This is a genomic window from Variovorax sp. V118 (assembly GCF_041154445.1).
Taxonomy (GTDB): Bacteria; Pseudomonadota; Gammaproteobacteria; order Burkholderiales; family Burkholderiaceae_C; genus Variovorax; species Variovorax boronicumulans.
Genome location: NZ_AP028663.1, coordinates 6,213,081 through 6,237,749 on the forward strand (window position 1 = coordinate 6,213,081; position 24,669 = coordinate 6,237,749).

Consider the following 24,669-nt stretch of genomic DNA (forward strand, 5'->3'; position numbering starts at 1 on the left):
TTTCGCTCGCCCTATCAGAAGCGACCATCTGTTGCATTGCGGCGCAAAGGAAGCCGATGTGCGTTTTTTCCGGCGTTCGGATCGCAGTCCAGAATCGACTCCACGGCGGCGACTGGCCCCGTCGTCGAGGTCTCGCGCAAGTCGAGTGGCCGCTCGAGCTGACGCTTGCGGCAAGCGTCCTCAGCCTCTTTCTCTCGGCGCCGCTTTTCCACCAGTTCCGCCACTTTTTCGTGGTCGATATCGACGACCCAGCGACCTTCCGTCGTGCGACGCCAGCTGGCAAAGGTGTTGAACCACGGCGTCCAGGCATCGTTGAGGGGAGATGCATCGTCGTAGAGCAGTGGATCCAACTTGGTGAACGGCATCGTTTCACCGTCTTTGTCGACGACGGTGAGAGCGCCTTTTTTCTCCCCTGATGAGAACAGATAGGAGAACCAAGCTACCGTGCTGTTGTCAGGCGACACCGAAACGATTTCGTCCAGATCGAAATCCACCCCGGGAATCGATTGAAGCGGCAGCAACTGAATCTGGAGCGAGCGCTCATCGAGAATTCGCCCCGTGTATGGCGGCGCTCGTCCATTCGTCAGCTCGTGCGTTCTGGCGTCGTGAACAAACCAACGGCCCGCATCGAGTCGGGTGGTGGCAATTCCGTTGGCGATCCATGCGTTCGGTATCACCCTTGCCGTGGTCGGAAGCGGAGTGACCGCAACCGAACCATCCGATGCTTCCTTGAGGAAATAGAAGTTGGAAGCACTGCTCACCAGCCATGTTGGATGGGGGCCCGCCAAACGTGCTTCGATCGCGATGAACCGACCTGACTCATCAGGCGCCTTCACCTCCTTCGGGAAAAGGCGGCCATGGCGGACGATGAGGTACGAGGGATCAGCCGGACGCAAGTAGCCGGTGAAATCCACGTACTGGAACTGGAAATTGCCGATGCGCTCTTCAGGCGAATCCTTGCGGACGCTACAGCCGGGAAGGCTGAAAAGAAACATGGCGCCGAAAACGACCCAGGTGCTGTTTCGTGACTTGAGCGCTTTTCCGATGCCTGTCCTGGCGCAAGAAGCATCAAGGAAGCTCATGCAGCTCTGCCGATTTGCGTTCGCTCACGGCAAACGGGTCCACGTGAATTTCTGAAGCAGGCCGGAGCCATCGTTCTCATGGATAGACAGGTTGCGACTGCGACCGCAGAACTCTTCCTCTACTCAGCGCAGCGCTGGATCTCCACCGTCGAGTGCCGGATCTCCTCATGCATCGAGAAGCACGCCCGCACCTGGTCGGCCGTGAGCGTGGCCGAATGCGTCACCACCGTGAGCGCGCAGGCGTACGCATCGCGGCCGACGCGCCAGACGTGCAGGTCGGCCACGCGGGTTTCGGAATCGGCCAGCATCGTCTCGACGCCTTCGCGGATTTCTTCGGTGACGGGGTGGTCCATCTCGCGGTCGAGCAGGACCTTGCCGGTTTCCTTCAGCAGGCCCTTGGCCCAGACGGCGACGAGCACGGCGCCGACGATGCCCATGGCCGGGTCGAGCCAGGACCAGCCGTAGAACCAGCCGCCCAGCAGCGCCGCGATGGCGAGCACCGAGGTGGCGGCGTCGGCCACCACGTGCAGGTAGGCGGAGCGCAGGTTGAGGTCGTGGCCGTGTGCGTGGTCGTGGCCGTGGTGGTGGTCATGGCCGTGCCCGTGGTCATGGCCGTGATGGTCATGCGAATGCCCCAAGAGCCGCGCGCAGACCAGGTTCACCACCAGGCCCAGCACCGCGATCGAGATGGCCTCGGGGTAGTGGATGGCCACGGGCGACCACAGCCGCTCCAGCGAGCCGACCACCATGAGCGCGGCGACGCCGAGCAGCAGCAGCGCGCTCGCGAAGCCGCCGAGCACCTCGATCTTCCAGGTGCCGAAGGCAAAGCGCGGGTCGCGGGCGTAGCGCCGTGCGGCGGCGTAGGCAAAGGCGCTCAGGCCGATGGCCAGCGCGTGCGAGCTCATGTGCCAGCCGTCGGCCAAAAGCGCCATGGAGTTGAACCACCAGCCGGCGCCGATCTCGATGACCATCATCGCGGCGGTGATCCACATCACGAGGCGGGTGCTGCGTTCGGCGGCGGCGTTGCCGGCGCCGAAATGGTGGTCGTGCTGCCAGGCGCTCATGTCGTGGGTGTGCATGGAAGTCTCTTCAGGCGCCGAACAGGTCCGGGCCATCGGCGCGGCCCGAAGGCGGCACCACGCCCAGGTGGCGGTAGGCCGCGAGCGTGGCGATGCGCCCGCGCGGCGTGCGTTGCAGGTAGCCCTGCTGGATGAGGTAGGGCTCGATCACGTCTTCGATGGTGTCGCGCTCTTCGCCGATGCTGGCGGCCACGTTGTCCAGGCCGACCGGGCCGCCGTCGAAGCGGTGGATGACGGCCTCGAGCAGCTTGCGGTCCATGAGGTCGAAGCCCTGCGGGTCGACGTCGAGCATGGCCAGCGCCTTGTGCGCGATGTCCTCGGTGATGCGGCCGTTGCCCTTGACCTCGGCGTAGTCGCGCACGCGGCGCAGCAGGCGGTTGGCGATGCGGGGCGTGCCGCGCGAGCGGCGCGCGATCTCGAAGCCGCCGGCGGCGTCGGTCTCGACCTTGAGCAGGCCCGCGCTGCGGCGCACGATGAGCGCCAGCTCTTCGGGCGTGTAGAACTCCAGCCGCGCCACGATGCCGAAGCGGTCGCGCAGCGGGTTGGTCAGCATGCCGGCGCGGGTGGTGGCGCCCACCAGCGTGAAGGGCTGCAGGTCGAGCTTGATGCTGCGCGCCGCGGGGCCCTCGCCGATCATGATGTCGATCTGGTAGTCCTCCAGCGCGGGGTACAGGATTTCCTCGACGACCGGGCTCAGGCGGTGGATCTCGTCGATGAAGAGCACGTCGTTGGGCTCGAGGTTGGTCAGCAGCGCCGCCAGGTCCTTGGGCTTTTCGAGCACGGGGCCCGAGGTCTGGCGCAGGTTGACGCCCAGTTCGGCCGCGATGATGTGCGACAGCGTGGTCTTGCCCAGGCCCGGCGGGCCGAACAGCAGCACGTGGTCGAGCGCCTCTTTGCGCTTGCGCGCCGCGCCGATGAAGATCTCGAGCTGCTCGCGCACCTTGGCCTGGCCGACGTACTCGTCGAGCAGCTTGGGCCGCAGCGCCCGCTCGATCGCCTCCTCGTTGGGCGAGGCGGGGGCGGCGGACACCACGCGTTGCGGGGCGGGGGCGAAATCGTCGGTCTGGATGGTCATTGGGGGTGGGTCTTCGGCGATGAGTTTAGTCCTTGGCCACACTGGCAGAATGTTCGGCCATACAACAAGACGAGGGGAAGGTCAGGCGTGTCCATCTACGAACTGAAACCGCGTTTCCAGGCCTTGCTGCGACCGCTCGTGGTCCGGCTGCATGCGATGGGCGTGACGGCCAACCAGGTGACGCTGGCGGCCTGCGCGGTGTCGGTCGGGCTCGGGCTCTGGCTGTTCTTCGCCGCGCCCTCGCTGGCGGCCTTCGGCCTGATCCCCGCCTGGATGTTCCTGCGCATGGCCTTCAACGCCATCGACGGCATGCTGGCGCGCGAACACCACCAGCAAAGCCGGCTGGGCGCCTTCCTCAACGAACTCACCGACGTGGTCTCCGACGCCGCGCTCTACCTGCCTTTCGCGCTGGTGGCGCCGTTCGCGCCGTTCTGGGTCGGCATGGTCATCGTGCTGGCCGGGCTGAGCGAATTCGCCGGCGCGCTGGGCCCCACGGTGGGCGCCTCGCGCCGCTACGACGGGCCGATGGGCAAGAGCGACCGGGCCTTCGTGTTCGGCGCGCTCGGGTTGTATGTCGCCCTCGGCGGGCCGCTGCCGGGCTGGACCGCCCTGCTGATGCCGCTCGTGGCCGCGCTGGTGGCCTGGACGGTCGTCAACCGCATCCGCCGCGCCCTGGCCGAGGCTGAAGCGCCTGCCGCCTGAAACACCCCCATACAAATAAATAAAGAAGACCCTTCTTCATGACCCTTTCCACACCCCGCGTCGCCGCCGAACATCATTTCCGCACGCACGACGGCGAATCGCTGTTCTACCGCCACTGGCCGGCCACGGGCGCCGTGCGGCGCGGCGCCGTGCTGCTGTTCCACCGCGGCCACGAGCACGGCGCGCGCATGGCGCACCTGGTCGACGAGCTGAACCTGCCCGACTTCGACTTCTTCGCCTGGGACGCGCGCGGCCATGGCCTGTCGCCGGGCCAGCGCGGCTACAGCCCCAGCTTCGGCACCTCGGTGCGCGACGTGCAGACCTTCGTGCAGCACATCGCCGCCGCCCACGGCGTGCCCGAGCACGACATCCACGTGGTGGCGCAGAGCGTGGGCGCGGTGCTGATCGCCACCTGGGCGCACGACTACGCCCCCAAGGTGCGCGGCCTCACGCTGGCCTCGCCGGCCTTCAAGGTCAAGCTCTACGTGCCGTTCGCGCGGCCGGGGCTGGCGCTCATGCACAAGCTGCGCGGGCTGTTCTTCGTGAACAGCTACGTGAAGCCGAAGTTCCTCACGCACGACCCCGCGCGCATCGAGAGCTACAAGAACGACCCGCTGATCTCGCGCCCGATCGCCGTCAACATCCTGCTGGGCCTGTACGAGGCGGCCGACCGCGTGGTGGCCGACGCCAACGCGATCACGCTGCCGGTGCAGCTGCTCATCTCGGGCGCCGACTGGGTGGTGCACCACAAGCCGCAGCACCAGTTCTTCGAGCGGCTGGGCAGCGCCGTGAAGACGAAGACGGTGCTGCCGGGCTTCTTCCACGACACGCTGGGCGAGAAAGACCGGGCGCCCGCGGTGGCGTCGATCCGCGAATTCATCCTGCAGCGCTTCGACGAGCCGGCCGTGCCGGTCGACCTGCGCGAGGCGCACCTGAACGGCAACACGGCCGACGAATCGCGCGCGCTGGCCGAACCGCTCTCGCCCCTGTCGCCGCGCGGCGCCTACTGGGCGATCACGCGCGGCGGGCTGCGCGTGGGCGGCGCGCTGTCCGGCGGCATCGCGCTGGGCCACGCCACGGGCTTCGACTCGGGCAGCACGCTCGACTACGTCTACCGCAACCAGCCGCAGGGCAAGGGCGCGCTGGGCCGCTCGGTCGACCGCACCTACCTCGACTCCATCGGCTGGCGCGGCATCCGCCAGCGCAAGATCCACGTCGAGGAGCTGCTGCGCATCGCGATGGAGCGGCTGGTCGAGATGCACCGCGAGGTGCGCCTCATGGACATCGCGGCCGGCCACGGCCGCTACGTGCTCGACGCGGTGCTGGCCAGCCCGGTGAAGGCCAGCTCGATCCTGCTGCGCGACTACAGCGACATCAACGTGCGCGACGGCACGGCCCTGATCGCCGAGAAGGGCCTGGAAGATGTCGCCCAGTTCGTGCAGGCCGACGCCTTCGACCGCATCAGCCTCGCGAGCGTGACGCCGCGGCCCACGCTGGCCGTGGTGTCGGGCCTGTACGAGCTGTTCCCCGACAACGAAATGGTGCGCCGCTCGCTGGCGGGCGTGGGCGACGCGGTGGAAGACCGGGGCTACCTGGTCTACACCGGCCAGCCCTGGCACCCGCAGCTCGAAATGATCGCCCGCGCGCTCACCAGCCACCGCCAGGGCGAAGCCTGGGTGATGCGCCGGCGCACGCAGGCCGAGATGGACCAGCTGGTCGAAGAAGCGGGCTTCCGCAAGATCGACCAACGCGTGGACGAGTGGGGCATCTTCACGGTGTCGCTGGCGGTGCGCGTCGCGCAATGACCGCCCGGCGCGCGCCCCGGCCGTGGAAACGCGCCGCCGCGTGGCTGGTGCTGCTGGGGCCGCTGTTCTACGCGACCTACGGCTTCGCCAACTGGTGGGCCACCACGCGCGCCAGCGTGCCCTCGATGGCCTTCGACTGGGAACGGCAGGTGCCCTTCTGGGCCTGGACGATCTTTCCGTACTGGACCATCAACGTCTTCTATGCGCTGTCGCTGTTCCTGGCGCGCGACCGCCACACGCTCGACCGGCATGCGCTGCGGCTGGTGAGCGCCACGCTCATCGCCTGCACCTGCTTCATCCTCTGGCCGCTGCACTTCAGCTTCGGCCAGCCGCCGGTGGAGGGCGCGCCAGCCTTCCTGTTCAATGCGCTGCGCGGCTTCGACCAGCCCTACAACCAGGCGCCCTCGCTGCACATCGCGCTGGCCGTGATCCTGTGGGACTGGTACCGGCGCTTCATCCGACCGCTGTGGGCGCGGCTCGTGCTGCATGTGTGGGCCTTCGCGATCTGCGCCTCGGTGCTCACGACCTGGCAGCACCACTTCATCGACATCCCGACCGGCGCGCTGCTGGGCGTCTTCTGCGTGTGGCTGTGGCCGATGGCGCGCCGGGTGTCGATGCTGCGCGCGTGGCGCCTGGCGCGCGATCCGCAGCGGCTGAAGCTCGCGGGCTTCTACGCCGTGGGCGCGACGCTGTGCCTGTTCGCGGCGCTGGCGACCGGCGGCGTGGCGCTGTGGCTGGCCTGGCCGGCGGCGGCGCTCGCGCTGGTGGCGCTCAACTACCTCGGTTTCGGCGCGCGCGGCTTCCAGATGGACGGCCACGGCCGCATGGGCTGGGCGGCGCGCTGGCTGTTCGCGCCCTACCGCCTGGCCGCGGCCTTCAATGTGTGGCTCTGGACACGCAAGCTGCCGGCCTCGGTCGAGGTGGTGCCCGGCCTGCGCCTGGGCCGGCGCCCCACGCAGGCCGAATGGCTCGCCGCCGGCCAGCCCCGGCTCGTGAGCCTGTGCGCCGAGCTGCAGCTGCCGGCCAGCGTGCCGCCCGCCCGTGCGCGCTGCGTGCCGTTGCTCGACCTGGTGGTGCCGCCGCCCGTGCGCCTGCGCCGCGCCGCGGCCGTCATCGAAGGCCAGCGCCGCGCGGCGGTGGCCGACGGTTCGGCCGTGTGGGTCTGCTGCGCGCTGGGCTTCTCGCGCAGCGCCGCCGCCGTGATCGCCTGGCTGGGCCGCGACCACGGCCTGGCGCGGGCCGAAGACACCGTGCGCCGCGCCCGCCCGCAGATCGTGCTGCACGCCGCCTGGCGTGCCGCGCTCGCCCCCATGCCTGACTCAGCCCCTTCGCGCCATGACTGACAACGAACGCGCCACCTGCACCACCCTGGCCGGCCTGCTGCGCGCGGCGGCCATGCTCGCCCTCTGGGGCTTCGCGCTCACCTGCATCGCCGCCCTGGTGCTGGCGCTCACGCTGCGCGGGCTCTCGAACACCGCCATCCTGGCCTTTGCCGCGGTGATGGTGCTGGGCGTGCTCGAACGCTACTTCGCCTTCCGGCTGCGGCTGGACCAGGCGCTGTTCGAAGGCCTGGCCAACGGCCAGATCGCCTCGCTGGGCGCGATGGACAACGCCCTGTCGGTGCTCGGGCTGCGCGACCCGCCGCCGCAGCCCAACGCCCGCGCGCTCGCCGACCGCGTGCAGGGAACCCGCCAACTGATGCAGCGCCACGCCATCGTGATCGCCTGCCAGAACGCGCTCTTCCTGCTCGCCCTCATGACACAGGAACTCGCTTGAACAACGACAACGGCAACAACAAGAACGACAGCAGCAGCGACGACGGCGCCCGGCCAAGCGCCATCGTGCGCCGCGGGCTCGCGGTGGTGGCGGGCCAGCTCATCATCGGCGCGGCCGGCCTTTTGACCGGCGTGCGCGCCATCTGGTCGGGCACCACGCCCAAGGCCGAGCAGACGCTGTACTTCGCCAACCACACGAGCCACGGCGACTTCGTGCTGCTGTGGGCCACGCTGCCCTCCGACCTGCGCGCGCTCACGCGGCCCGTGGCGGGCCAGGACTACTGGGAGGCCTCGAAGCTGCGCAACTTCATCGGCAAGGACGTGTTCAACGCGCTCATGATCCGCCGCGACGGCTCGGGCCAGGGCGGCAACCCGGTCGACCAGATGAAGGAGGCGCTGGAAGGCGGCGACTCGCTCATCATGTTCCCCGAGGGCACGCGCAACACGGGCGACGACATCCTGCTGCCGCTGAAAAGCGGCCTCTTCCACCTGGCGCGCGCCTGCCCCACCGTGCGGCTGGTGCCGGTGTGGATCGAGAACCTGAAACGCGTGCTGCCCAAGGGCACGCTGGTGCCGATTCCGCTGGCCTGCACGGTGCGCTTCGGCGCGCCAATCCAGCTCGAGGAAGGCGAAGACAAGGTCGCCTTCCTTGCCCGCGCACGCACGGCCATGCTCGACCTGCGCCCGGAGTACGACCGCATCGAACAAAACGGAGGGACCGCCTCGTGATCGAAATGTCCCCCTTCGCCTGGACCACCTTCAAGCTCTTCGGCGGCGTCTTCGGCGTGCTCGTGCTGGCCTCGGCCATCGGCGCGCTGCTCAAGTGGCGCGTGGCGCACGGCCAGCCGCACTCGGTGATCGACAACCTCAACTCGCGCGTCAACGCGTGGTGGGTCATGGTGGCGGTGATCGGCCTGGCCTTTGCCTTCGGCAAGGGCGGCGTGATCGTGCTGTTCTACCTGATCTCGTTCTATGCGCTGCGCGAGTTCATCAGCCTGGCCTACACGCGGCGCGGCGACCACGGCGCGATCGCGCTGGCCTTCTTCGTGGCGCTGCCGGGCCAGTACTTCCTGATCTGGATCGACTGGTACGGGCTGTACTCGATCTACATCCCGGTCTACGCCTTCCTGCTGCTGCCGATTTTGGCGGCCGTGGGTGGCGACACGCAGCGCTTCCTGGAGCGCACCTCGAAGATCCAGTGGGGCCTGATGGTGTGCGTGTTCTGCATCAGCCACGTGCCGGCGCTGCTCACGCTGCAGATTCCGGGCTTCGAGGGCCGCAACCTGCTGCTGATCGCCTTCCTGGTCATCGTGGTGCAGGGCAGCGACGTGCTGCAGTACGTGTGGGGCAAGCTCTTCGGCAAGCGCAAGGTGGCGCCCGAGCTGTCGCCCTCCAAGACCTGGGAAGGCCTGATCGGCGGCGTGGCCAGCGCCACCGCGATGGGCGCGGCGCTGTACTGGGCCACGCCCTTCAACCCGTGGCAGGCGGCGCTCATGGCCTTCATGATCTGCCTCCTGGGCTTCTTCGGCGGGCTGGTGATGTCGGCCATCAAGCGCGACCGCGGCGTGAAGGACTGGGGCTCCATGATCGAAGGCCACGGCGGCATGCTCGACCGGCTCGACTCGGTGATCTTCGCGGCGCCGATCTACTTCCACGCGCTGCGCTACTGGTGGGTGCCATGAGCCCGGCGGCGAAGAAGACCGCGGTCAAGGTGGACCGCATCGTCGACGAGACGCCGCTGGAATGCGCCGACGCCGCCGCGCTGCTGCGTTGGTACAAGAAACACCATGCGAGCCACGCCGGCGTCTGGCTGCGCATCGCGAAAAAAGCCAGCGGCATCGCCTCCGTCGACCACCCCGAGGCGCTGGAGATCGCGCTGTGCTTCGGCTGGATCGACGGCCAGCGCAAGAGCCAGGACGCGCAGTTCTTCCTGCAGCGTTTCACGCCGCGCACCGCGCGCAGCATCTGGTCGAAGATCAACCGCGACAAGGCCCTGAAGCTCATCGACGAGGGCCGCATGCAGCCCGGCGGCCTGGCCGAGGTGGAGCGTGCCCGCGCCGATGGCCGCTGGGAGGCGGCCTACGACGCCCCGAGCGTGGCCACCGTGCCGCCCGACCTGCAGGCCGCGCTCGACGCCAACCGCGCCGCCAAGGCCTTCTTCGCCACGCTCGACGCGCGCAACCGCTTCGCCGTGCTGTTCCGCACGCAGGGCGCGAAGAAGCCCGAGACGCGCGCCCGGCGCATCGCGCAGTTCGTCGAGATGCTCGCCAAGGGCGAGAAGATCCACCCCTGAGCCTGCGCGCTGCGGTGCGCGCCGCTCACTGCGGCCCGGTGCCGGTCGCGATGACCGCGAGCTGGTCGGGGTCCACGATGCGGATGCGCTTGTAGCTCATGTCGATCACGCCTTCCGCGACCAGGCGCCCCAGCTCCTTGTTGATGGTCTGGCGCGACAGCCCCAGCATCGCCGCGAGGTCGTTCTGCGACAGCCGCACCGGCAGGCTCGCGGCGGCCTCCACCTGCATGCCGTAGAAGTGGATCACGCTCATCAGCGTGGCGGCCACGCGCCCGCGCACCGAGTTCAGCATCTGGTTCTGCAGCAGCACCACGCTCAACCGCTGGCGCTTCAGGCCCAGCCGGGCCACGCCGCGCCACAGCGCGGGCTCGGCGTCGAGCACCGCGATCACGGCGTCGCTGGGCAGGTGGACGATCACCGAGTCTTCGTGCGCGTGGTAGTCGTAGGGCAGCGGCACGTCCTCGAGCAGGCGCACCAGCGGCGCCACCTGGCCGGGCCCGAGCAGCGCGTTGACGTACTTGCGCCCCTGCGGGCTCATGCTGCTGATCTCCAGGCAGCCTGACACCACCGCCAGCAGCTCGCGCTTGTGGCGGTCGCGCGCCAGCACCTGCGTGCGGCGGCGGTAGCGCACCAGCCGCGCCGACTTCATGAGCTCGGCGCGGCGCGCGTCGGGCCATTGGGAGAACAGCTCGTTCCAGCGCAGCGCGCGGTCGAGCAGCTCGGCGCTGTCTTCGGCGTCGGGAGGGGTGGTTGCAGGTGGTCGGGTCAGCGGGTTCTCCCTGCCCTGGTGTTCACGAATCTGTCAAAGCGTTGACAGATTCGGGGGCCCTTCATTTCTATCGTAAGCCCCGGACATCGACAAGCACACAGGCGGCACCGCCTAGCGGCTCGCCACACCGGAGACAACCCAAATGAAGAAGACAGCCACCGCGGCCCTCGCGCTCGCGGCCTGCGCCCTTGCGTCCGCGCAAAGCACCGTGAGCATCTACGGCACGCTCGACCTGTACGTGGCGCACGCCAGGTCGGGCCCCGCCTCCTCCACGCGGCTGGAGGACGGCGGCCAGACCGCCTCGCGCATCGGCTTTCGCGGCACCGAGGACCTGGGCGGCGGCCTGGGCGCGCACTTCACGCTGGAGAGCGGCTTTGCGCCCGACACCGGCAATGGCACGCTGCCCGGCCCCGCGATGTCGTTCAGCCGGCAGTCCTTCGTCGGGTTCTCGGCGCCGTGGGGGCAGATCGACGCGGGCCGCATGTACACGCCGATGTTCTACGCGCTGTTCAAGGCCGACCCCTACGGCCTGAACTCGGTGTTCTCACCCATCAACCTGGTGGCCGCCACCGACGCGCAACCGGGCCTCACGCCCTTCGCGGCCCGCGCCAGCAACATGGTGCGCTACCGCACGCCGGCCAGCATGGAGTTCTTCGCCGACCTGGCCTACGCGCCCGGCGAATCGAGCGCGCCGAGCCACCAGAGCGGCAACGTCTACGGCGGCAACATCGGCTGGGCGCGCAAGCCCTACTACATCGCCTATGCCTTCCAGCGCGCGCGCTCGGGCTCGGCGGCGGCGCCCGTGGCCTCGCCCGCCACCACGACCTACCAGGCGCTGACCGGCTCCTACGAGCTGCCCTCGATCGGCCTGCAGCTGTACGCCAGCTACGTGCGCAACGCCTCGAGCCTGCCCGGCGTGCCAACCGCGAAGCTCGTGAACCTGGGCGCCACCTACAACGTGACGCCGGCCTCGAACCTGATCTTCGGCGCTACGCAGCGCAAGGTGGCCGAGAGCGAACGCTCGCAGCTGGCCTGGACGCTGGGCTACGACTACTACCTGAGCAAGCGCACCGTGGTCTACGCGCGCTGGCTGCGCCTGCTGAACCGGCACGGCGCCTCGGCCTCGCTCGCGACCATCGCCGTCACGCCGAACAGCGGCAACGACGTGCGCGTGCTGGCCACCGGCATCCGCCACAACTTCTGACTTCCGAACCCTCCGCCATGCCCATGGACTTCTTCTCTTCGCAAGCCGAATCCCTCTCGGCGCTGTTCGCGCCGCGCGCCATCGCGGTGGTCGGCGCCTCGTCCAACGCGCAGAAGATCGGCGGCATTCCCGTCGACTACCAGCGCCGCTTCGGCTTCGAGGGCGCGCTGTACCCGGTCAACCCGAACGCCGACCGCATCCAGGACCTGCCGGCCTTCCCGAGCCTGCGCGCCATCGGCCAGCCGGTGGACCTGGCCATCCTCGCGGTGCCGTCGGCGCTGGTCGACGGCGCGCTCGACGACGCCATCGCGGCGGGCGTGAAGGGCGTGGTGCTGTTCTCCTCGGGCTTTGCCGAAGTGGGCGCCGAGGGCGCGGCGGCGCAGGCGCGGCTGGGCGACAAGGCGCGTGCCGCGGGCGTGCGGCTGGTCGGCCCCAACTGCCTGGGCTTCATGAACATCGCGCGCCACGTGTACGCCACCTTCTCGCCGGCGCCCGGCGTGGGCCGCGTGATGCCGGGGCGCATCGGGCTGGTGAGCCAGTCGGGCGCGTTCGGCGCCTACGCCTACGCGATGGCGCGGGCGCGCGGCGTCGGCCTGTCGCTGTGGGCCACCACCGGCAACGAGGCCGACGTGCAGGTCGCCGACTGCCTGGCCTGGCTCGCGCAGGACCCCGACACCGACGTGATCATGGCCTACATGGAAGGCTGCCGCGACGGCCCCCGCCTGCGCGCGGCGCTGGCCCTGGCACAGGCCAACGGCAAGCCGGTCGTGATGGTCAAGGTCGGGCGCACCGCGCTGGGCGCCGAGGCCGCCGCCTCGCACACCGCCGCGCTGGCGGGCGACGACGCGGTGTACGACGCCGTGTTCCGCCAGTACGGCGTGCTGCGCGCGCGCAACCTCACGGAGTTCTTCGACCTGGCCCACAGCGCGGCCGTGGCGGGCCGCCCGCGCGACCGCTCGATCGGTCTTTTCACGCTCTCGGGCGGCGTCGGCGCGCTGATGGCCGACGAGGCCTCGGCACAGGGCCTCGACGCCCAGCCGCTGAGCGAGGCCGCGCAGGACACGCTGCGCAGCTGGGTGCCCTTCGCGGCGCCGCGCAACCCGGTCGACATCACGGGGCAGGTGACCAACGACATGACGCTCATCGATCGCACGGCGCGCGTGATGCTGGACGACCAGGGCTTCGCCTCGTGGATGGGCTTCCTGGCCGCTGCGGGCGCGTCGGACGCGTTCTGGCCGGTGCTGCGCTCGCTCGTGGCGTCGTTGCGCGAGGCGTATCCCGACACGCTGCTGGCGGTGAGCACGCTGCTGTCGCCCGAACGTCGCGCCGAGCTCGAAGCGATGCGCTGCCTGGTGTTCGCCGACCCGTCGGACGGCATCCGCACGATCGCTGCGCTCGCAGGGCTGAAGCCTGCGGCTGCGGTGGCTGCAACGCCCGCATCAACCAAGGCGCCGTTGACGCTCGCGCCCGGCACGATGTCCGAGCCCGACGCGCTCGCGCTGCTGGCCGATGCCGGCGTGCCCGTGGTCGCGCACCGCGTGGTGCGCAGCGCCGACGAAGCCGCGGCCGCCGCCGAGGCGCTCGGCGAGGCGGTGGTGGTGAAGATCGTCAGCGCCGATATCCCGCACAAGTCGGACGTGGGCGGCGTGGCGCTCGGGCTGCGCGGCGCGGCGCAGGCGCGCGCGGCCTTCGAGCGCACGCGCGACCTCGCGCTCACCGCACGGCCCGAGGCGCGGCTCGACGGCGCGCTGGTGGCGCGCATGCTGACGGGCGGCGTCGAATGCATCGCGGGCGTGCACCGCGACCCGGTGTTCGGGCCGGTGCTGATGTTCGGCCTGGGCGGCATCCACGTCGAGACGCTGCGCGACGTGTCGCTGCGCGCGCTGCCGATCACGCGCGACGACGCACTGGCCATGGTGCGCGAACTGCGCGCCTTCGCGATCCTGAACGGCGCGCGCGGCCGCCCGCCGGTCGACCTCGACTCGATCGCCGACGCGCTGTGCGCGCTGGCCGACTTCGCGCAGCGCGCGGGCGACTCGCTCGACAGCGCCGAGATCAACCCGCTGATCGCGCGTCCGCAGGCCGAGGGCGGCTGCGTGGCGGTCGACGCGCTGGTCGTCGGCCGCGCACGCTGAAGAACGACAACCACCACCGGAGACATCGCATGACGACGACATCGAAGAACGGCCTTTCGCGCGCGCTCGGCGCGGGCGCGGCACTGGCGCTCGCGGCAAGCGCGGCGGCGGCAGCCACGGAGGCGCCCTTTCCCTCCAAGCCCGTGCGCATCATCGTGCAGTACCAGGCGGGCGGCTCGACCGACATCCTCGCGCGGCTCGTGGCCGAGGGCCTGTCGAAGCGGCTGGGCCAGCCGGTGGTGGTCGAGAACCGCAGCGGCGCGGGCGGCATCATCGGCACCGACTACGTCGCCAAGAGCCCGCCCGACGGCCACACGCTGCTGCTCACGGTGCCAGGCCCCGTCACCGCGAACCTGGTGCTCTACAGCAAGCTGCCCTACGACCCGCGCACCGACCTGCGCATGGTGTCGGACATCGCCACCACGCGCACCGTGCTGGCGGTGCACCCGTCGGTGCCGGCCACCGACTTCAAGAGCCTGATCGCCGCCGCCAAGGCCGCGCCCGGCAAGTACTCGATGGGCTCGTGGGGCCCGGGCACGCAGCCGCACCAGGTGCAGGTCTACATGGACAAGGCCTACGGCCTGCAGACGATGCACGTGCCCTACAAGGGCGAGAGCCCGATGGCGATCGACCTGATCGGCGGCGTGATCCAGATGACCGTGGGCTCGGTCACCACGCTGCAGCCGTACATCAAGGCCGGCAAGCTGCGCCCGCTGGCCGTGGCCGGCCCCCGGCGCGCCCGCGCGCTGCCCGACGTGCCCACCTTCGCCGAGCAGGGCTATGCCGACGAGGTCTACGCCATGACCGGCCCGACCTCGCTGATGGCGCCGGCCAGGACGCCCGACGCCATCGTCGAGCGCCTGGGCCGCGAGGTCAGCGCGGTGGTGCGCCAGCCCGAGGTGAGCCGGCGCATCGAGGAGCTCGGCGCCGAGCCCGTGGGCAACCTGCCGCCCGAGGCCGCCGCGGCCTACAAGGCCTTCCTGCCCGTGACGCTGAAGCTCACGCAGGCCACGGGCGTGAAGCTCGACTGAACCGCCTTCCCCTCTCCCCTTTTTCCGAACCCCGAGGTCTTTCCCATGAACGCTCCCGCTCCCGTGCCCGACATCGCCGCCGCCCGCAAGGCGCTCGCCCGCTCCATCGGCCTGGCCGCCTTCGTCTACGGCTATCCGCTCACCGAGACCTACCGCACCTGCGCCATGCAGACCGCGCCGCGCGCCGAACGCCGCAGCGGCGCCTCGGCCGGCTCCGACGTGCGCGCGCCGCTGAACACGCTGCACCACGCGCCGCGCCCGTCCACCCACGAAGACCGCGACGTGGTCACGCCCGCCAACGACCTGCTTTACACCATGGCCTGGCTGCACCTGGCGCACGGGCCGATGCTGCTCACCGTACCCGCGTCGGCGCGGCACCCGGGGCGCTACTTCGTGCTGCCGCTGTACGACGCCTACACCGAGAACTTCGAGAACCTGGGCCCGCGCAACTGCAACCCCGAGGGCGAGACCGTGGTGCTCGTGGGCCCCGGCGGCACGGTGCCGGAATCGCTCGCCGGCCACCGCGTGGTGCGCTGCCCGACGAACCTCGTCTGGCTCATCGGCCGCATCCTGGTGGGCGACGAAAGCGACTGGCCGGCGGCGCGCGCGCTGCAGTCGGAGATCCAGCTCCAACCCGCGCCCGGCACCGTGCTGCAGGGCCGCCCGGCCGCCATCGAACAGTGGGCCGGCCCGCACGAAGACGCCATGGCCGCCGCCTTCGAGCACGGCGAGCCGGCCGCAGAAGTGGCGCCGCGCTTCTTCACCAACGTGTGCCATGCGCTGGCCGAGGCGCCGGGCCGCGTGGAAGACCGCGGCCTCGCGGCGTGGTTCGGCCAGGGCGGGCTGCTGGCGAATGCCGCGTTCTCGTGGGACGCACTCGAAGCACCGCTGCGCGAAGGCCTGATCGAAGGCTTCGCCGAGGGCGTGCAGCTGGTCGGCGCCGTGGGCCGCAACCGCCGGCCCAAGCCCTGGTCGATGACGCCGGCCACCGGCCGCTACGGCAACGAGTTCCTCGGCCGCGCGCGCACCGCCTACCTGGGCCTGGGCGCGCTGGCCACCAGCGAGGCGGTGTACGCCGCCGCGCACCACGACGCGACCCAGGAGCCGCTGGACGGCCAGCGCCGCTACACGATGCGCTTCGAGGCCGGCGACCTGCCGCCCGCGGACGCCTTCTGGTCGGTCACGCTGTACGACAGCGACCGCTTTCTCTACCCCAACGACATCCGCCGCCACGCCATCGGCGACCGCACGCCCGGGCTGAAGCGCAACGCCGACGGCAGCCTCGAACTGGTGGTGAGCCACGCGCGCCCCGCCGATGCCGCCAACTGGCTGCCCGCGCCGGCCGGGCGCTTCTACCTGATCCTGCGCATGTACTACCCGCGCGAGGGCGTGCAGGGCTGGCGCATCCCGGCGCTGCAGGCACAACAGGGATGAGCACGATGCAGCCGCACACCGACTCCCTTCACGCCCTCGCCGAAGAGGCCGTGGTCTACGCCTACCCGCTGTACGAGATGTGCCGCATGCGCGCGGCCACCTCGCCGCAGCGCACCGACGCCGCCGGCGAGGCGCCCAAGCCGCTGCGCTGGTGCAACGTGTTCACGCACGCGCGCCAGCTGCTGGGCGCGGGCAAGAGCCGCGTCGTCACGCCGAACAACGACACGCTCTACACCAACGCCTGGCTCGACCTGGGCGAGGGCCCGCTCGTGATCGACGTGCCCGACACGGCCGGGCGCTACTACGTGCTGGGCCTGCTCGACTTCTTCACCAACCCCTTCGCGCACCTGGGCCAGCGCCTCACGGGCACGGCGGCGCGCGCCTTCGTGGTCACGCCGCCGGGATGGCGCGGCACGCTGCCCGCGGCCTTCGACGCGCCGGGCGCGCGCATCGAGGCGCCCACGCGCTGGCTGTGGATCATCGGACGCCTGCTGGTCGACGGCCCGCAGGACGTGCCGGCCGTCAACGCGCTGCAGGACGGCTTTCTCGTGCGCACGCTGGCCGACTGGGAGGCCGGCCGCCGCTCGGCGCCGCGCGCCTTCGATCCGGCCTGCGACCCGAAGGCGCCGCTCACGGCCGAACACTTCGCCGCACAGGTGAACGCGGCGCTGCGCGACAACGCACCGCCGGCTGGTGATGCGGCGCGGCTCGCGCGCTATGCGGCGCTCGGGATCGGGCCTGGCACAGGTGCACTCGACGACAGTCAGCGCGCCGCGCTGCAGGCAGCACTCGACACCGTGCTGCCACGGCTGCGCAAGGCGCAGTCGGGCCGCACCACGGCCTCGGGCTGGGTGCAGATGCCGCTCGTGGAAGGTTCCTTCGGCGACGACCACCTGGCGCGCGCGCTGATCGCGCTCAAGTACATCGGCATGCTCGAAAGCCGCGAGGCCACCTACCCGATGGCCTGGCACGACGCCACGGGCGAAGCGCTCACCGGCCAGCGCCGCTACACGCTGCGCTTCGCGCCCGACGCACTGCCGCCGGTCGACGCCTTCTGGTCGCTCACGATGTACGACACGCGCGACTACATGCTGGTCGACAACCCGATCGACCGCTACGCCGTCGGCGACCGCACGCCGGGGCTGCGGCGCGACGCGGACGGCGGGCTCACGCTGCACATCCAGCACGCACGCCCCGAAGGCGAGGCCGCATTCGCCAACTGGCTGCCGGCCCCCGAAGGCAGCTTCTACCTGTGCCTGCGCGCCTACGTGCCGCGCGCCGAACTGCTCGACGGCCGCTACCAGCTGCCGCCCCTCACCGTCACCAAGGATTCCGCATGAGCGCCACCGCTGAAAAACCCCAAGCCACAGAAGAAGAAAAGCCCTTCCTCATCGTCGGCACCGGCACCGAGACCGTCGCGCCGGGCCTGCACATCCTGCGCGGGCAGGGCCAATCGTTCGTGGCCGAAACCAACGTGGGCCTGGTCGTGATCGACGCCGGCCCGGGCGGCTCGGTGACGCAGGGCATGATCGACGCGCTGCGCCAGCTCAGCGACGCGCCGGTGCATGCGCTGTGCTTCAGCCACGGCCACATCGGCTACAACGCCGGCGTGCCGATGTGGCTGGCCCATGCCGCCGCGCGCGGCGATGCGCCGCCGCGCATCATTGCGCACCGCAACGTGCCGCGCCGCCTGGCGCGCTACCGCGAGACGCTGGCCCTGCAGCACCGCATGGCCGAGATCCAGTTCAACCGCCCCGCCGGCTTCTTCGACCACCGGCTGGTGACGCACCCGCCCACCGAGACCTTCGACGACGTGCTTCAGATCGGCAGCGGCGAACGCCGCATCGAGCTGCGCTGGGCGCCCTCGGAAACCGACGACGCGATCGCGCTGTGGAGCCCGGCGCAGCGCGTGCTGTACGGCGGCGCGGCGCTGATCGACTCCATTCCCAACATCGGCACGCCCTTTCGCACGATGCGCGACACGGTGCGCTGGGCCGACACGCTGGAGGCGCTGGCGGCGTTGAAGCCGCGCAAGGCGGTGCGCGAATTCGGCGCCACGCTCGAGGGCGAAGACCAGGTGCAGCACGTGCTCGTGCACACGGCCCGCGCGCTGCGCTGGGTGCGCGCCGAGGTGGTGCGGCTCATGAACGAGGGGCTCAACGAGCGCGACATCCTGGCGCGCATCCGCTTTCCCGACGAGCTGTTCGCGGTCGAGTGGATGAAGCCCACCTACGGCGACCCCGGCTACATCGTGCGCGACATCTACCGCTCGGAGAACGGCTGGTGGGACCGCAACCCGACCTCGCTGCACCCGGCCGCGCCCGAGGCCATCGGCCGCGCGGTGGCCGACGCCATCACCGACAAGCGCGGCGTGATCGACCAGGCACGTGCGCTGGCGGCAAACAAGCAGTGGCAGCTCGCGCTGCACGTGATCGACCTGCTGGCCACCGCCGAGGGCGAGGCCACCGAGATCGCCGAGGCGCGCTCGCTCAAGGCCGAATGGCTGCGCGAGCGGGCACGCGAAGTGCCCAGTTACGTCTCGCGCAACCTGTATCGCGTGGGCGCGGACATGATCGAACAAGGCACGCAGGCGCGCTTCGGCATCCGCTGAAGCCTTTCCATCGGAGACACGGACCATGACAACGACAACACCATTCCGCTTCGGCCTGCGCACGCTGCTGGCCGCCTGCTCCCTGGCCCTGCTGGCCACGGCCAGCCGCGCACAACAGACCGACAGCTACCCCGACAAGCCCGTGACGCTGGTCGTGCCCACCGCGGCGGCCGGCGGCACCGACACCATCGCGCGGCTGATCGGCGACGGCCTCGGCAAGATCCTGAAGCAGCCCTTCGTGGTCGACAACCGCCCGGGCGCCAACGGCATCCTCGGCAGCGAGGTGGTGGCACGTTCCACGCCCGACGGCTACCGGCTGCTGTTCACCTACGCCGCGACGATGGTGGTGAACCCCAGCCTCTACAAGAAGCTGCCCTACGACCCGCTGAAGGACTTCATGCCGATCGCCCAGGTCGGGCGCGGCGGCAACCTGCTGCTGGTGCGCAAGGACCTGCCGGTGAAGACCATCCAGGAGTTCGTTGCCTACGCCAAGGCGCGCCCCGACAAGCTCAGCTACTGCTCGTGGGGCAACGGCTCGGGCGGCCACCTGGCGATGGAAAGCCTCAAGAAGCAGGCCGGCCTCGTCATGACGCACGTGCCCTACAAGGGCAGCGGCCCCTGCGTGCAGGACCTCGTGGGCGGCCAGGTCGATGCGGCCTTCGCCGACATCTCCTCGACCGTGGAGATCGTGCGCGCCGGGCGCATCCGCGCGCTGGCCAACAGCGGCCCCTCGCGCATCCCGATGCTGCCCGACGTGCCCACCATGACCGAGAGCGGCTACCCCTTCACCACCTACGCCTGGTACGGCCTGCTGGCGCCGGCCAAGACGCCGCCCGCCGTCGTGAAGAAGCTCAACGAGGCCGTGAACCAGGTGCTGCGCGACCCCGCGGTGGTGCGCCGCATGTACGAGCTGAACTTCAACGACCTGCCGCAGAACACGCCCGAGCAGTTCACCGCCACCATCCGCAGCGACCTGCGGGACTGGGGCGCGCTGGTGAAGGACATCGGCCTGACGCTCGAATGAACGCCTGAGCGGCCCTGACCAAGGGTAAGCAACATGGTCGGCCGGCGGCGCTTCCCACACACTGCGCCGTGACAGGCACGGTTTCTGCTCATCGGCTGCGCGATGGCAACTGCGCCAGCGCGCACCATGACCGAGCTTCTTCACTTCAGCCGACAACTCACCGCCGAAGCCCAGGCGCAGGCCTCGGGCGTGGGCGCCTGGGACCAGCACTACGAGCAGCTGTCCAACGGCCGCTTCGAGGGGCTGGCCGAAGACCTGCACCTGGACTTCGTGCAGGTCTTCCACGAGCGCGCCAACCAGACCGTGCTGCAGCGCGGCCGGGGCCGCCCCGGCGCCATCGCCTTCGCGCTCACCGAGACGGCCGCCCCGGGCAGCTGGTACTGCGGCCACGACCTGGGCGGGCGCCAGCTCAGCGCGCTGCCGCCCCGGGGCGAGTTCGAGCTGCTGGCCGGCGCCGGCATGGACCTGATGGCCGTGTGCGTCGACACCGAACCGCTGGCGAAGCTGGCCACCACCCTGTTCGGCCCCGACTTCGAGCTGCGTATGCCGGCGCCCGCGCCGGTGCAGCACCCCGGCTTCGACGAAACCGCCTTCACCCGCCTGCTGGGCGCCGCCCTGTCGCTGGCGCGCGACAACCTCGCGCAGCTCGAACAGCCGGCCGCGCGCCACATGCTGTCGCTGTCGCTGGCCGACGCGGTGCTGCAGTGCATGGGCTCGAAGGCCTTCGAGGCCCGGCTGCCCGCCAGCGCGGCGGCGCGGCGCCACATCGTGGCCAAGGCGCGCGAGTACATGCAGGCGCACGCCGACGAGCCCATCAGCGTGCCCGACCTGTGCGCGGCCACCGGCGTGTCGCGCCGCTCGCTGCAGTACGCCTTCGAGGACGTGCTGCACCTGAGCCCCGTCACCTACCTGCGCGTGATGCGCCTGAACCGCGTGCGCTGCGAGATGCAGGCCTGCCGCGAGGACACCATCGGCGACATCGCCGCGCGCTGGGGCTTCTGGCACCTGTCGCGCTTTGCCATCGACTACGCGCGCCTGTTCGGCGAGCTGCCGTCCGCCACGCGCGCGCGGTGGTTTGCCAAATCTTGATAACGCCCGCGCCGGCGGCGCTCTTACCTTCGCGGTTGTCCACCACAACACGCGAAGAAGGATGCAGCCATGCGCAGCAGCTACCACCGAACGCCCGGCCGCGGCGCCGCACGGCGTCTCCTGGGCACCGCCCTGGCCTCTGCCCTGGCGCTCGCCCTCGGCCCCCTGAGCACTGAGCCGGCCCTGGCCCACGGCGGCGCGGCCCACATGGTGCCGCTGAAGAAGACGGTGGAGGACTTCGGCGGCACGCTGCGCTGGGACAGCTTTGCCAACGTGTTCACCGTGGCGCGCAACGGCACGCTGGTGCGCCTGAAGCCCGGCTCGAAGACGGCGCTGGTCAACGGCCAGCCGATGCAGCTGGACGTGCCCGTGGTCATGCGCAAGGGCGCGGCCTACGTGCCGCACGATTTCGTGAACCAGGTGTTCCAGTCCAGCCTGGACAAGACCTTCGTGGTCGAGCGCGTGCCCAACCCGCTGAACCCGCTCACCGAAGCCGAGATCCAGGCCACGCTCGAGGTGCTGAAGGCCTCGGGGCGCCACAAGGCCGGCCTGCGCTTCACCGAGATCAGCGTGAAGCGCCCGCCCAAGGACGAGGTCTGGAACTTCGCGCTCACCGGCCAGCCCGTGCGCGCGCCGCGCCAGGCGGCCTTCGTGGCGCTGGACGGCAAGAAGGTCATCGAGGGCACGGTCGATCTCGCGGCGCGCACGCTCACCGCATGGAAACCCATCGAGGGCGCGCACGGCATGGTGCTGCTGGACGACTTCGCCAGCGTGCAGAGCGCCATCGAGGCCAGCCCCGACTACGCCAAGGCCCTCGCCACGCGCGGCATCGCCGACGTGAAGAAGGTGGTGGCCACGCCGCTCACCGTGGGCTACTTCGACGGCAAGGACTCGCTGCGCCAGGAAGACCGCCTGCTGAAGGTGGTGAGCTACCTGGACGTGGGCGACGGCAACTACTGGGCGCATCCCATCGAGGGCCTGGTGGCGGTGGTCGACCTGGAGCAGAAGAAGGTCATCAAGATCGAGGACGGCGGCCTGGTGCCCGTGCCGCTCAAGCCCACGCCCTACGACGGGCGCGACCGCGCGGCCACGCCCGCGCCCAAGCCGCTGGAGATCACCGAGCCCGAGGGCAAGAACTACACGATCACCGGCCACACGATGCACTGGCGCAACTGGGACTTCCATGTGCGGCTCGACTCGCGCGTGGGCCTGGTGCTCTCCACCGTCACGTACAACGACAAGGGCACGAAGCGCAAGGTGATGTACGAAGGCTCGCTGGGCGGCATGATCGTGCCCTACGGCGACCCCGACACCGGCTGGTACTTCAAGGCGTATCTCGACTCGGGCGAGTACGGCATGGGCACGCTCACCTCGCCCATCGAGCCCAACAAGGACGCGCCGCAGAACGCCGTGCTGCTGGACGCCACGCTGGCCGACTACACCGGCGCACCCACCAAGGTGCCGCGCGCCATCGCCGTCTTCGAGCGCTATGCCGACCCCGAGTTCAAGCACCAGGAAATGGGCAAGCCCAACATCAGCACCGAGCGGCGCGAGCTGGTGGTGCGCTGGATCAGCACGGTGGGCAACTACGACTACCTGTTCGACTGGGTGTTCGCCGAGAACGGCACCATCGGCATCCACGCGGGCGCCACCGGCATCGAGGCCGTGAAGGGCGTGAAGGCGCGCACCATGCAGGACCCGACGGCCGCCGAGGACACGCGCTACGGCACGCTGCTGGACCACCACATCGTCGGCACCACGCACCAGCACATCTACAACTTCCGCCTCGACCTCGATGTGGACGGCGAGCAGAACACGCTCACCGAGGTCGACCCCGTGGTGCTGCCCAACACGCGCGGCGGCCCGCGCACCAGCACCATGCAGACGGTGCAGCGCACGGTGCGCACCGAGCAGCAGGCGGCGCAGAAGTTCGACCCATCGACCATCCGCCTGCTGAGCAACCCGTCGCGCAACAACAAGGTCGGCAACCCGGTGTCCTACCAGCTCATTCCGTACGCGGGCGGCACGCACCCCATTGCCAAGGGCGCCAACTTCGCGAAGGACGAGTGGATCAACCACCGCCTGAGCTTCATGGACCGCCAGCTCTGGGTGACGCGCTACGACCCCGAGGAGCTGTTCCCCGAAGGCAAGTACCCGAACCGCTCCAACAAGGACACGGGCCTGGGCCAGTTCACGGCCGACAACCAGGAGATCGTGAACACCGACAACGTGGTGTGGCTCACCACCGGCACCACGCACGTCGCGCGCGCCGAGGAGTGGCCGATCATGCCGACCGAATGGGTGCATGCGCTGCTCAAGCCCTGGAACTTCTTCGACGAGACGCCGACGCTGGGGCTGAACCGGCCCGCAAAATGACCGCCGCGAACAACGAGGCCATCGGCCGCTACGAAGACCTGATGACGCTGGCGCCCGCGCTGCAGGCGCCGACCTACCGCCAGATGGACCGGCTCTACGCGACGCGCGCGATCCGGCGCGGCACGCACGTGCATCCGCTGCCCGAGGGCAGGCCCATCGACGCGCAGCACTTCGGTATCGACGCGTTCATGGCGCGCAACCACACGGCCGGCCTGCTGGTGATCAAGGACGGCCACGTCGTGCTCGAGCGCTACGCCATGGGCAACAACGCGGCGACGAAGTGGCTGTCGTTCTCGGTCGCGAAGTCGCTGACCTCCACGCTGGTCGGCGCGGCTGTGAAAGATGGCCACATCGCCAGCCTCGACGATCCGGTGGTGCGCTACCTGCCCGCGCTGCATGGCTCGGCGTATGACGACGTGACGGTGAAGCAGGTGCTGCAGATGAGCTCGGGCGTGGCCTGGAACGAGGACTACCTCGACGCCGGCTCCGACCGGCGCCAGCTCATGCGCGTGCAGCTCACGCGCGAAAAGGGCGCGGTGCTGAAGTTCATGGCGCAGCGCCCGCGCGTGGCGCCGGCAGGCACGCGCTTCAACTACAGCACCGGCGAGACCTGCCTGGTCGGCGAGATCCTGGCCAGCGCGATCCGCCGGCCGATCAGCGACTACCTCTCGCAAAAAATCTGGGCGCCCTTCGGCATGGAGGCCGACGCCTACTGGCAGCTCGATGCGGTCGATGGCCAGGAGTTCACCGGCAGCGGCGTGAACGCCACGCTGCGCGACTTCGGGCGCTTCGGCCTGTTCGTGCTCGGTGGCGGCGTGGCCGGCGGCCACAAGGTGCTGCCCGACAGCTGGGTGGCCGATGCCACGCGCGTCGACGCGGCCAGCCACCTTGCGCCCGGCACGCTCGCGGGCTTCGAGCCGATGGGGTACGGCTACCAGTGGTGGACCTTCCCGACCGGCGAGAAGGCGCTGCCCGAACTCGACGGCGGCCTGTTCGCCGCGCTCGGCATCTTCGGCCAGCAGGTCTACATCCATCCGAAGGAACGGCTCGTGGTCGCGATCCACAGCACCTGGCCGGCGCCGATCCACCCGCCGAGCCTGGTCGAGACCGATGCGCTGCTCGGCGCACTGACCGCCGCGCTGCGCACCTGAACAGAGCGTGGCGCGCGCCACGCTCTGCAACGCG

Annotated in this window: 21 protein-coding genes; 17 read left to right on the top strand and 4 right to left on the bottom strand. The window is 70.2% G+C overall.

Features of this window, described 5'->3' with window-relative positions:
• Nucleotides 1-14: 14 nt before the first annotated feature.
• The 3 genes from ACAM52_RS28905 to ruvB all read right to left on the bottom strand — a co-directional run bounded on the left by ACAM52_RS28905 (nt 15) and on the right by ruvB (nt 3,236).
• The gene (locus tag ACAM52_RS28905) at nt 15-1,082 is read right to left on the bottom strand and encodes a hypothetical protein (protein ID WP_369645261.1); all 1,068 of its coding nucleotides are present in this window, start codon (nt 1,080-1,082) and stop codon (nt 15-17) included.
• A gap of 119 nt (nt 1,083-1,201) precedes the next feature.
• Nucleotides 1,202-2,161: a CDF family Co(II)/Ni(II) efflux transporter DmeF gene (gene dmeF / locus ACAM52_RS28910; RefSeq protein WP_369645262.1), complete on the bottom strand. Its 960-nt coding sequence runs from the start codon at nt 2,159-2,161 to the stop codon at nt 1,202-1,204.
• 10 nt (nt 2,162-2,171) lie between these two features.
• Nucleotides 2,172-3,236 carry a Holliday junction branch migration DNA helicase RuvB gene (ruvB, locus tag ACAM52_RS28915; protein WP_062482092.1) on the bottom strand — a complete coding sequence of 355 codons (1,065 nt, stop codon included), beginning with the start codon at nt 3,234-3,236 and terminating at the stop codon, nt 2,172-2,174.
• A gap of 87 nt (nt 3,237-3,323) precedes the next feature.
• On the opposite strand from ruvB, the gene ACAM52_RS28920 reads away from it, so the two are divergent.
• From ACAM52_RS28920 to ACAM52_RS28950, 7 genes are all read left to right on the top strand, one after another.
• Complete coding sequence (locus tag ACAM52_RS28920) at nt 3,324-3,938, top strand: CDP-alcohol phosphatidyltransferase family protein (RefSeq protein ID WP_369645263.1); 615 nt, start codon at nt 3,324-3,326, stop codon at nt 3,936-3,938.
• Between the two features lie 38 nt (nt 3,939-3,976).
• Nucleotides 3,977-5,743: a bifunctional alpha/beta hydrolase/class I SAM-dependent methyltransferase gene (locus ACAM52_RS28925; protein WP_369645264.1), complete on the top strand. Its 1,767-nt coding sequence runs from the start codon at nt 3,977-3,979 to the stop codon at nt 5,741-5,743.
• Nucleotides 5,740-7,086 (top strand): phosphatase PAP2/dual specificity phosphatase family protein, encoded by a 1,347-nt coding sequence (locus ACAM52_RS28930; protein ID WP_369645265.1) that lies wholly within the window; start codon nt 5,740-5,742, stop codon nt 7,084-7,086. Before ACAM52_RS28925 ends, ACAM52_RS28930 begins: the two co-directional genes overlap by 4 nt.
• Nucleotides 7,079-7,519: a hypothetical protein gene (locus ACAM52_RS28935; RefSeq protein WP_062482724.1), complete on the top strand. Its 441-nt coding sequence runs from the start codon at nt 7,079-7,081 to the stop codon at nt 7,517-7,519. The genes ACAM52_RS28930 and ACAM52_RS28935 overlap by 8 nt, the downstream gene beginning before the upstream one ends.
• Nucleotides 7,520-7,581: 62 nt before the next feature.
• The gene (locus ACAM52_RS28940; protein WP_095747742.1) at nt 7,582-8,247 is read left to right on the top strand and encodes a 1-acyl-sn-glycerol-3-phosphate acyltransferase; all 666 of its coding nucleotides are present in this window, start codon (nt 7,582-7,584) and stop codon (nt 8,245-8,247) included.
• 5 nt (nt 8,248-8,252) lie between these two features.
• Nucleotides 8,253-9,200: a phosphatidate cytidylyltransferase gene (locus ACAM52_RS28945; RefSeq protein ID WP_172438312.1), complete on the top strand. Its 948-nt coding sequence runs from the start codon at nt 8,253-8,255 to the stop codon at nt 9,198-9,200.
• Entirely contained in the window at nt 9,197-9,811 is a 615-nt protein-coding gene (locus tag ACAM52_RS28950; RefSeq protein ID WP_369645266.1) for a YdeI family protein, read from the top strand. Before ACAM52_RS28945 ends, ACAM52_RS28950 begins: the two co-directional genes overlap by 4 nt.
• 25 nt (nt 9,812-9,836) lie before the next feature.
• Here the strand turns inward: ACAM52_RS28950 and ACAM52_RS28955 are convergent, their stop codons facing one another.
• Complete coding sequence (locus tag ACAM52_RS28955) at nt 9,837-10,460, bottom strand: Crp/Fnr family transcriptional regulator (RefSeq protein ID WP_223301435.1); 624 nt, start codon at nt 10,458-10,460, stop codon at nt 9,837-9,839.
• A 262-nt stretch (nt 10,461-10,722) separates the two neighbouring features.
• Between ACAM52_RS28955 and ACAM52_RS28960 the strand changes: the two genes are divergently transcribed.
• From ACAM52_RS28960 to ACAM52_RS29005, 10 genes are all read left to right on the top strand, one after another.
• Nucleotides 10,723-11,784: a porin gene (locus ACAM52_RS28960; protein ID WP_369645267.1), complete on the top strand. Its 1,062-nt coding sequence runs from the start codon at nt 10,723-10,725 to the stop codon at nt 11,782-11,784.
• 23 nt (nt 11,785-11,807) lie between these two features.
• The gene (locus tag ACAM52_RS28965; RefSeq protein WP_369645268.1) at nt 11,808-13,919 is read left to right on the top strand and encodes an acetate--CoA ligase family protein; all 2,112 of its coding nucleotides are present in this window, start codon (nt 11,808-11,810) and stop codon (nt 13,917-13,919) included.
• Between the two features lie 29 nt (nt 13,920-13,948).
• Nucleotides 13,949-14,950 (top strand): Bug family tripartite tricarboxylate transporter substrate binding protein, encoded by a 1,002-nt coding sequence (locus ACAM52_RS28970; RefSeq protein WP_369645269.1) that lies wholly within the window; start codon nt 13,949-13,951, stop codon nt 14,948-14,950.
• 45 nt (nt 14,951-14,995) lie between these two features.
• Nucleotides 14,996-16,384, top strand: a complete 1,389-nt coding sequence (locus ACAM52_RS28975) for a DUF1254 domain-containing protein (protein ID WP_369645270.1) — start codon at nt 14,996-14,998, stop codon at nt 16,382-16,384.
• Nucleotides 16,385-16,389: 5 nt separating this feature from the next.
• Complete coding sequence (locus ACAM52_RS28980) at nt 16,390-17,724, top strand: DUF1254 domain-containing protein (RefSeq protein ID WP_369647799.1); 1,335 nt, start codon at nt 16,390-16,392, stop codon at nt 17,722-17,724.
• Nucleotides 17,721-18,995 carry an alkyl sulfatase dimerization domain-containing protein gene (locus ACAM52_RS28985; RefSeq protein ID WP_062479268.1) on the top strand — a complete coding sequence of 425 codons (1,275 nt, stop codon included), beginning with the start codon at nt 17,721-17,723 and terminating at the stop codon, nt 18,993-18,995. Before ACAM52_RS28980 ends, ACAM52_RS28985 begins: the two co-directional genes overlap by 4 nt.
• A 25-nt stretch (nt 18,996-19,020) precedes the next feature.
• The gene (locus tag ACAM52_RS28990) at nt 19,021-20,019 is read left to right on the top strand and encodes a Bug family tripartite tricarboxylate transporter substrate binding protein (protein ID WP_369645271.1); all 999 of its coding nucleotides are present in this window, start codon (nt 19,021-19,023) and stop codon (nt 20,017-20,019) included.
• A gap of 126 nt (nt 20,020-20,145) precedes the next feature.
• A complete protein-coding gene (locus tag ACAM52_RS28995; protein ID WP_369645272.1) occupies nt 20,146-21,108 on the top strand; it encodes a helix-turn-helix domain-containing protein in 963 nt (320 codons plus the stop codon).
• Between the two features lie 69 nt (nt 21,109-21,177).
• Nucleotides 21,178-23,484: a primary-amine oxidase gene (tynA, locus tag ACAM52_RS29000; protein ID WP_369645273.1), complete on the top strand. Its 2,307-nt coding sequence runs from the start codon at nt 21,178-21,180 to the stop codon at nt 23,482-23,484.
• On the top strand, nt 23,481-24,635 hold the full coding sequence (locus tag ACAM52_RS29005) for a serine hydrolase domain-containing protein (protein WP_369645274.1): 1,155 nt from the start codon (nt 23,481-23,483) through the stop codon (nt 24,633-24,635). Before tynA ends, ACAM52_RS29005 begins: the two co-directional genes overlap by 4 nt.
• Nucleotides 24,636-24,669: the final 34 nt, after the last annotated feature.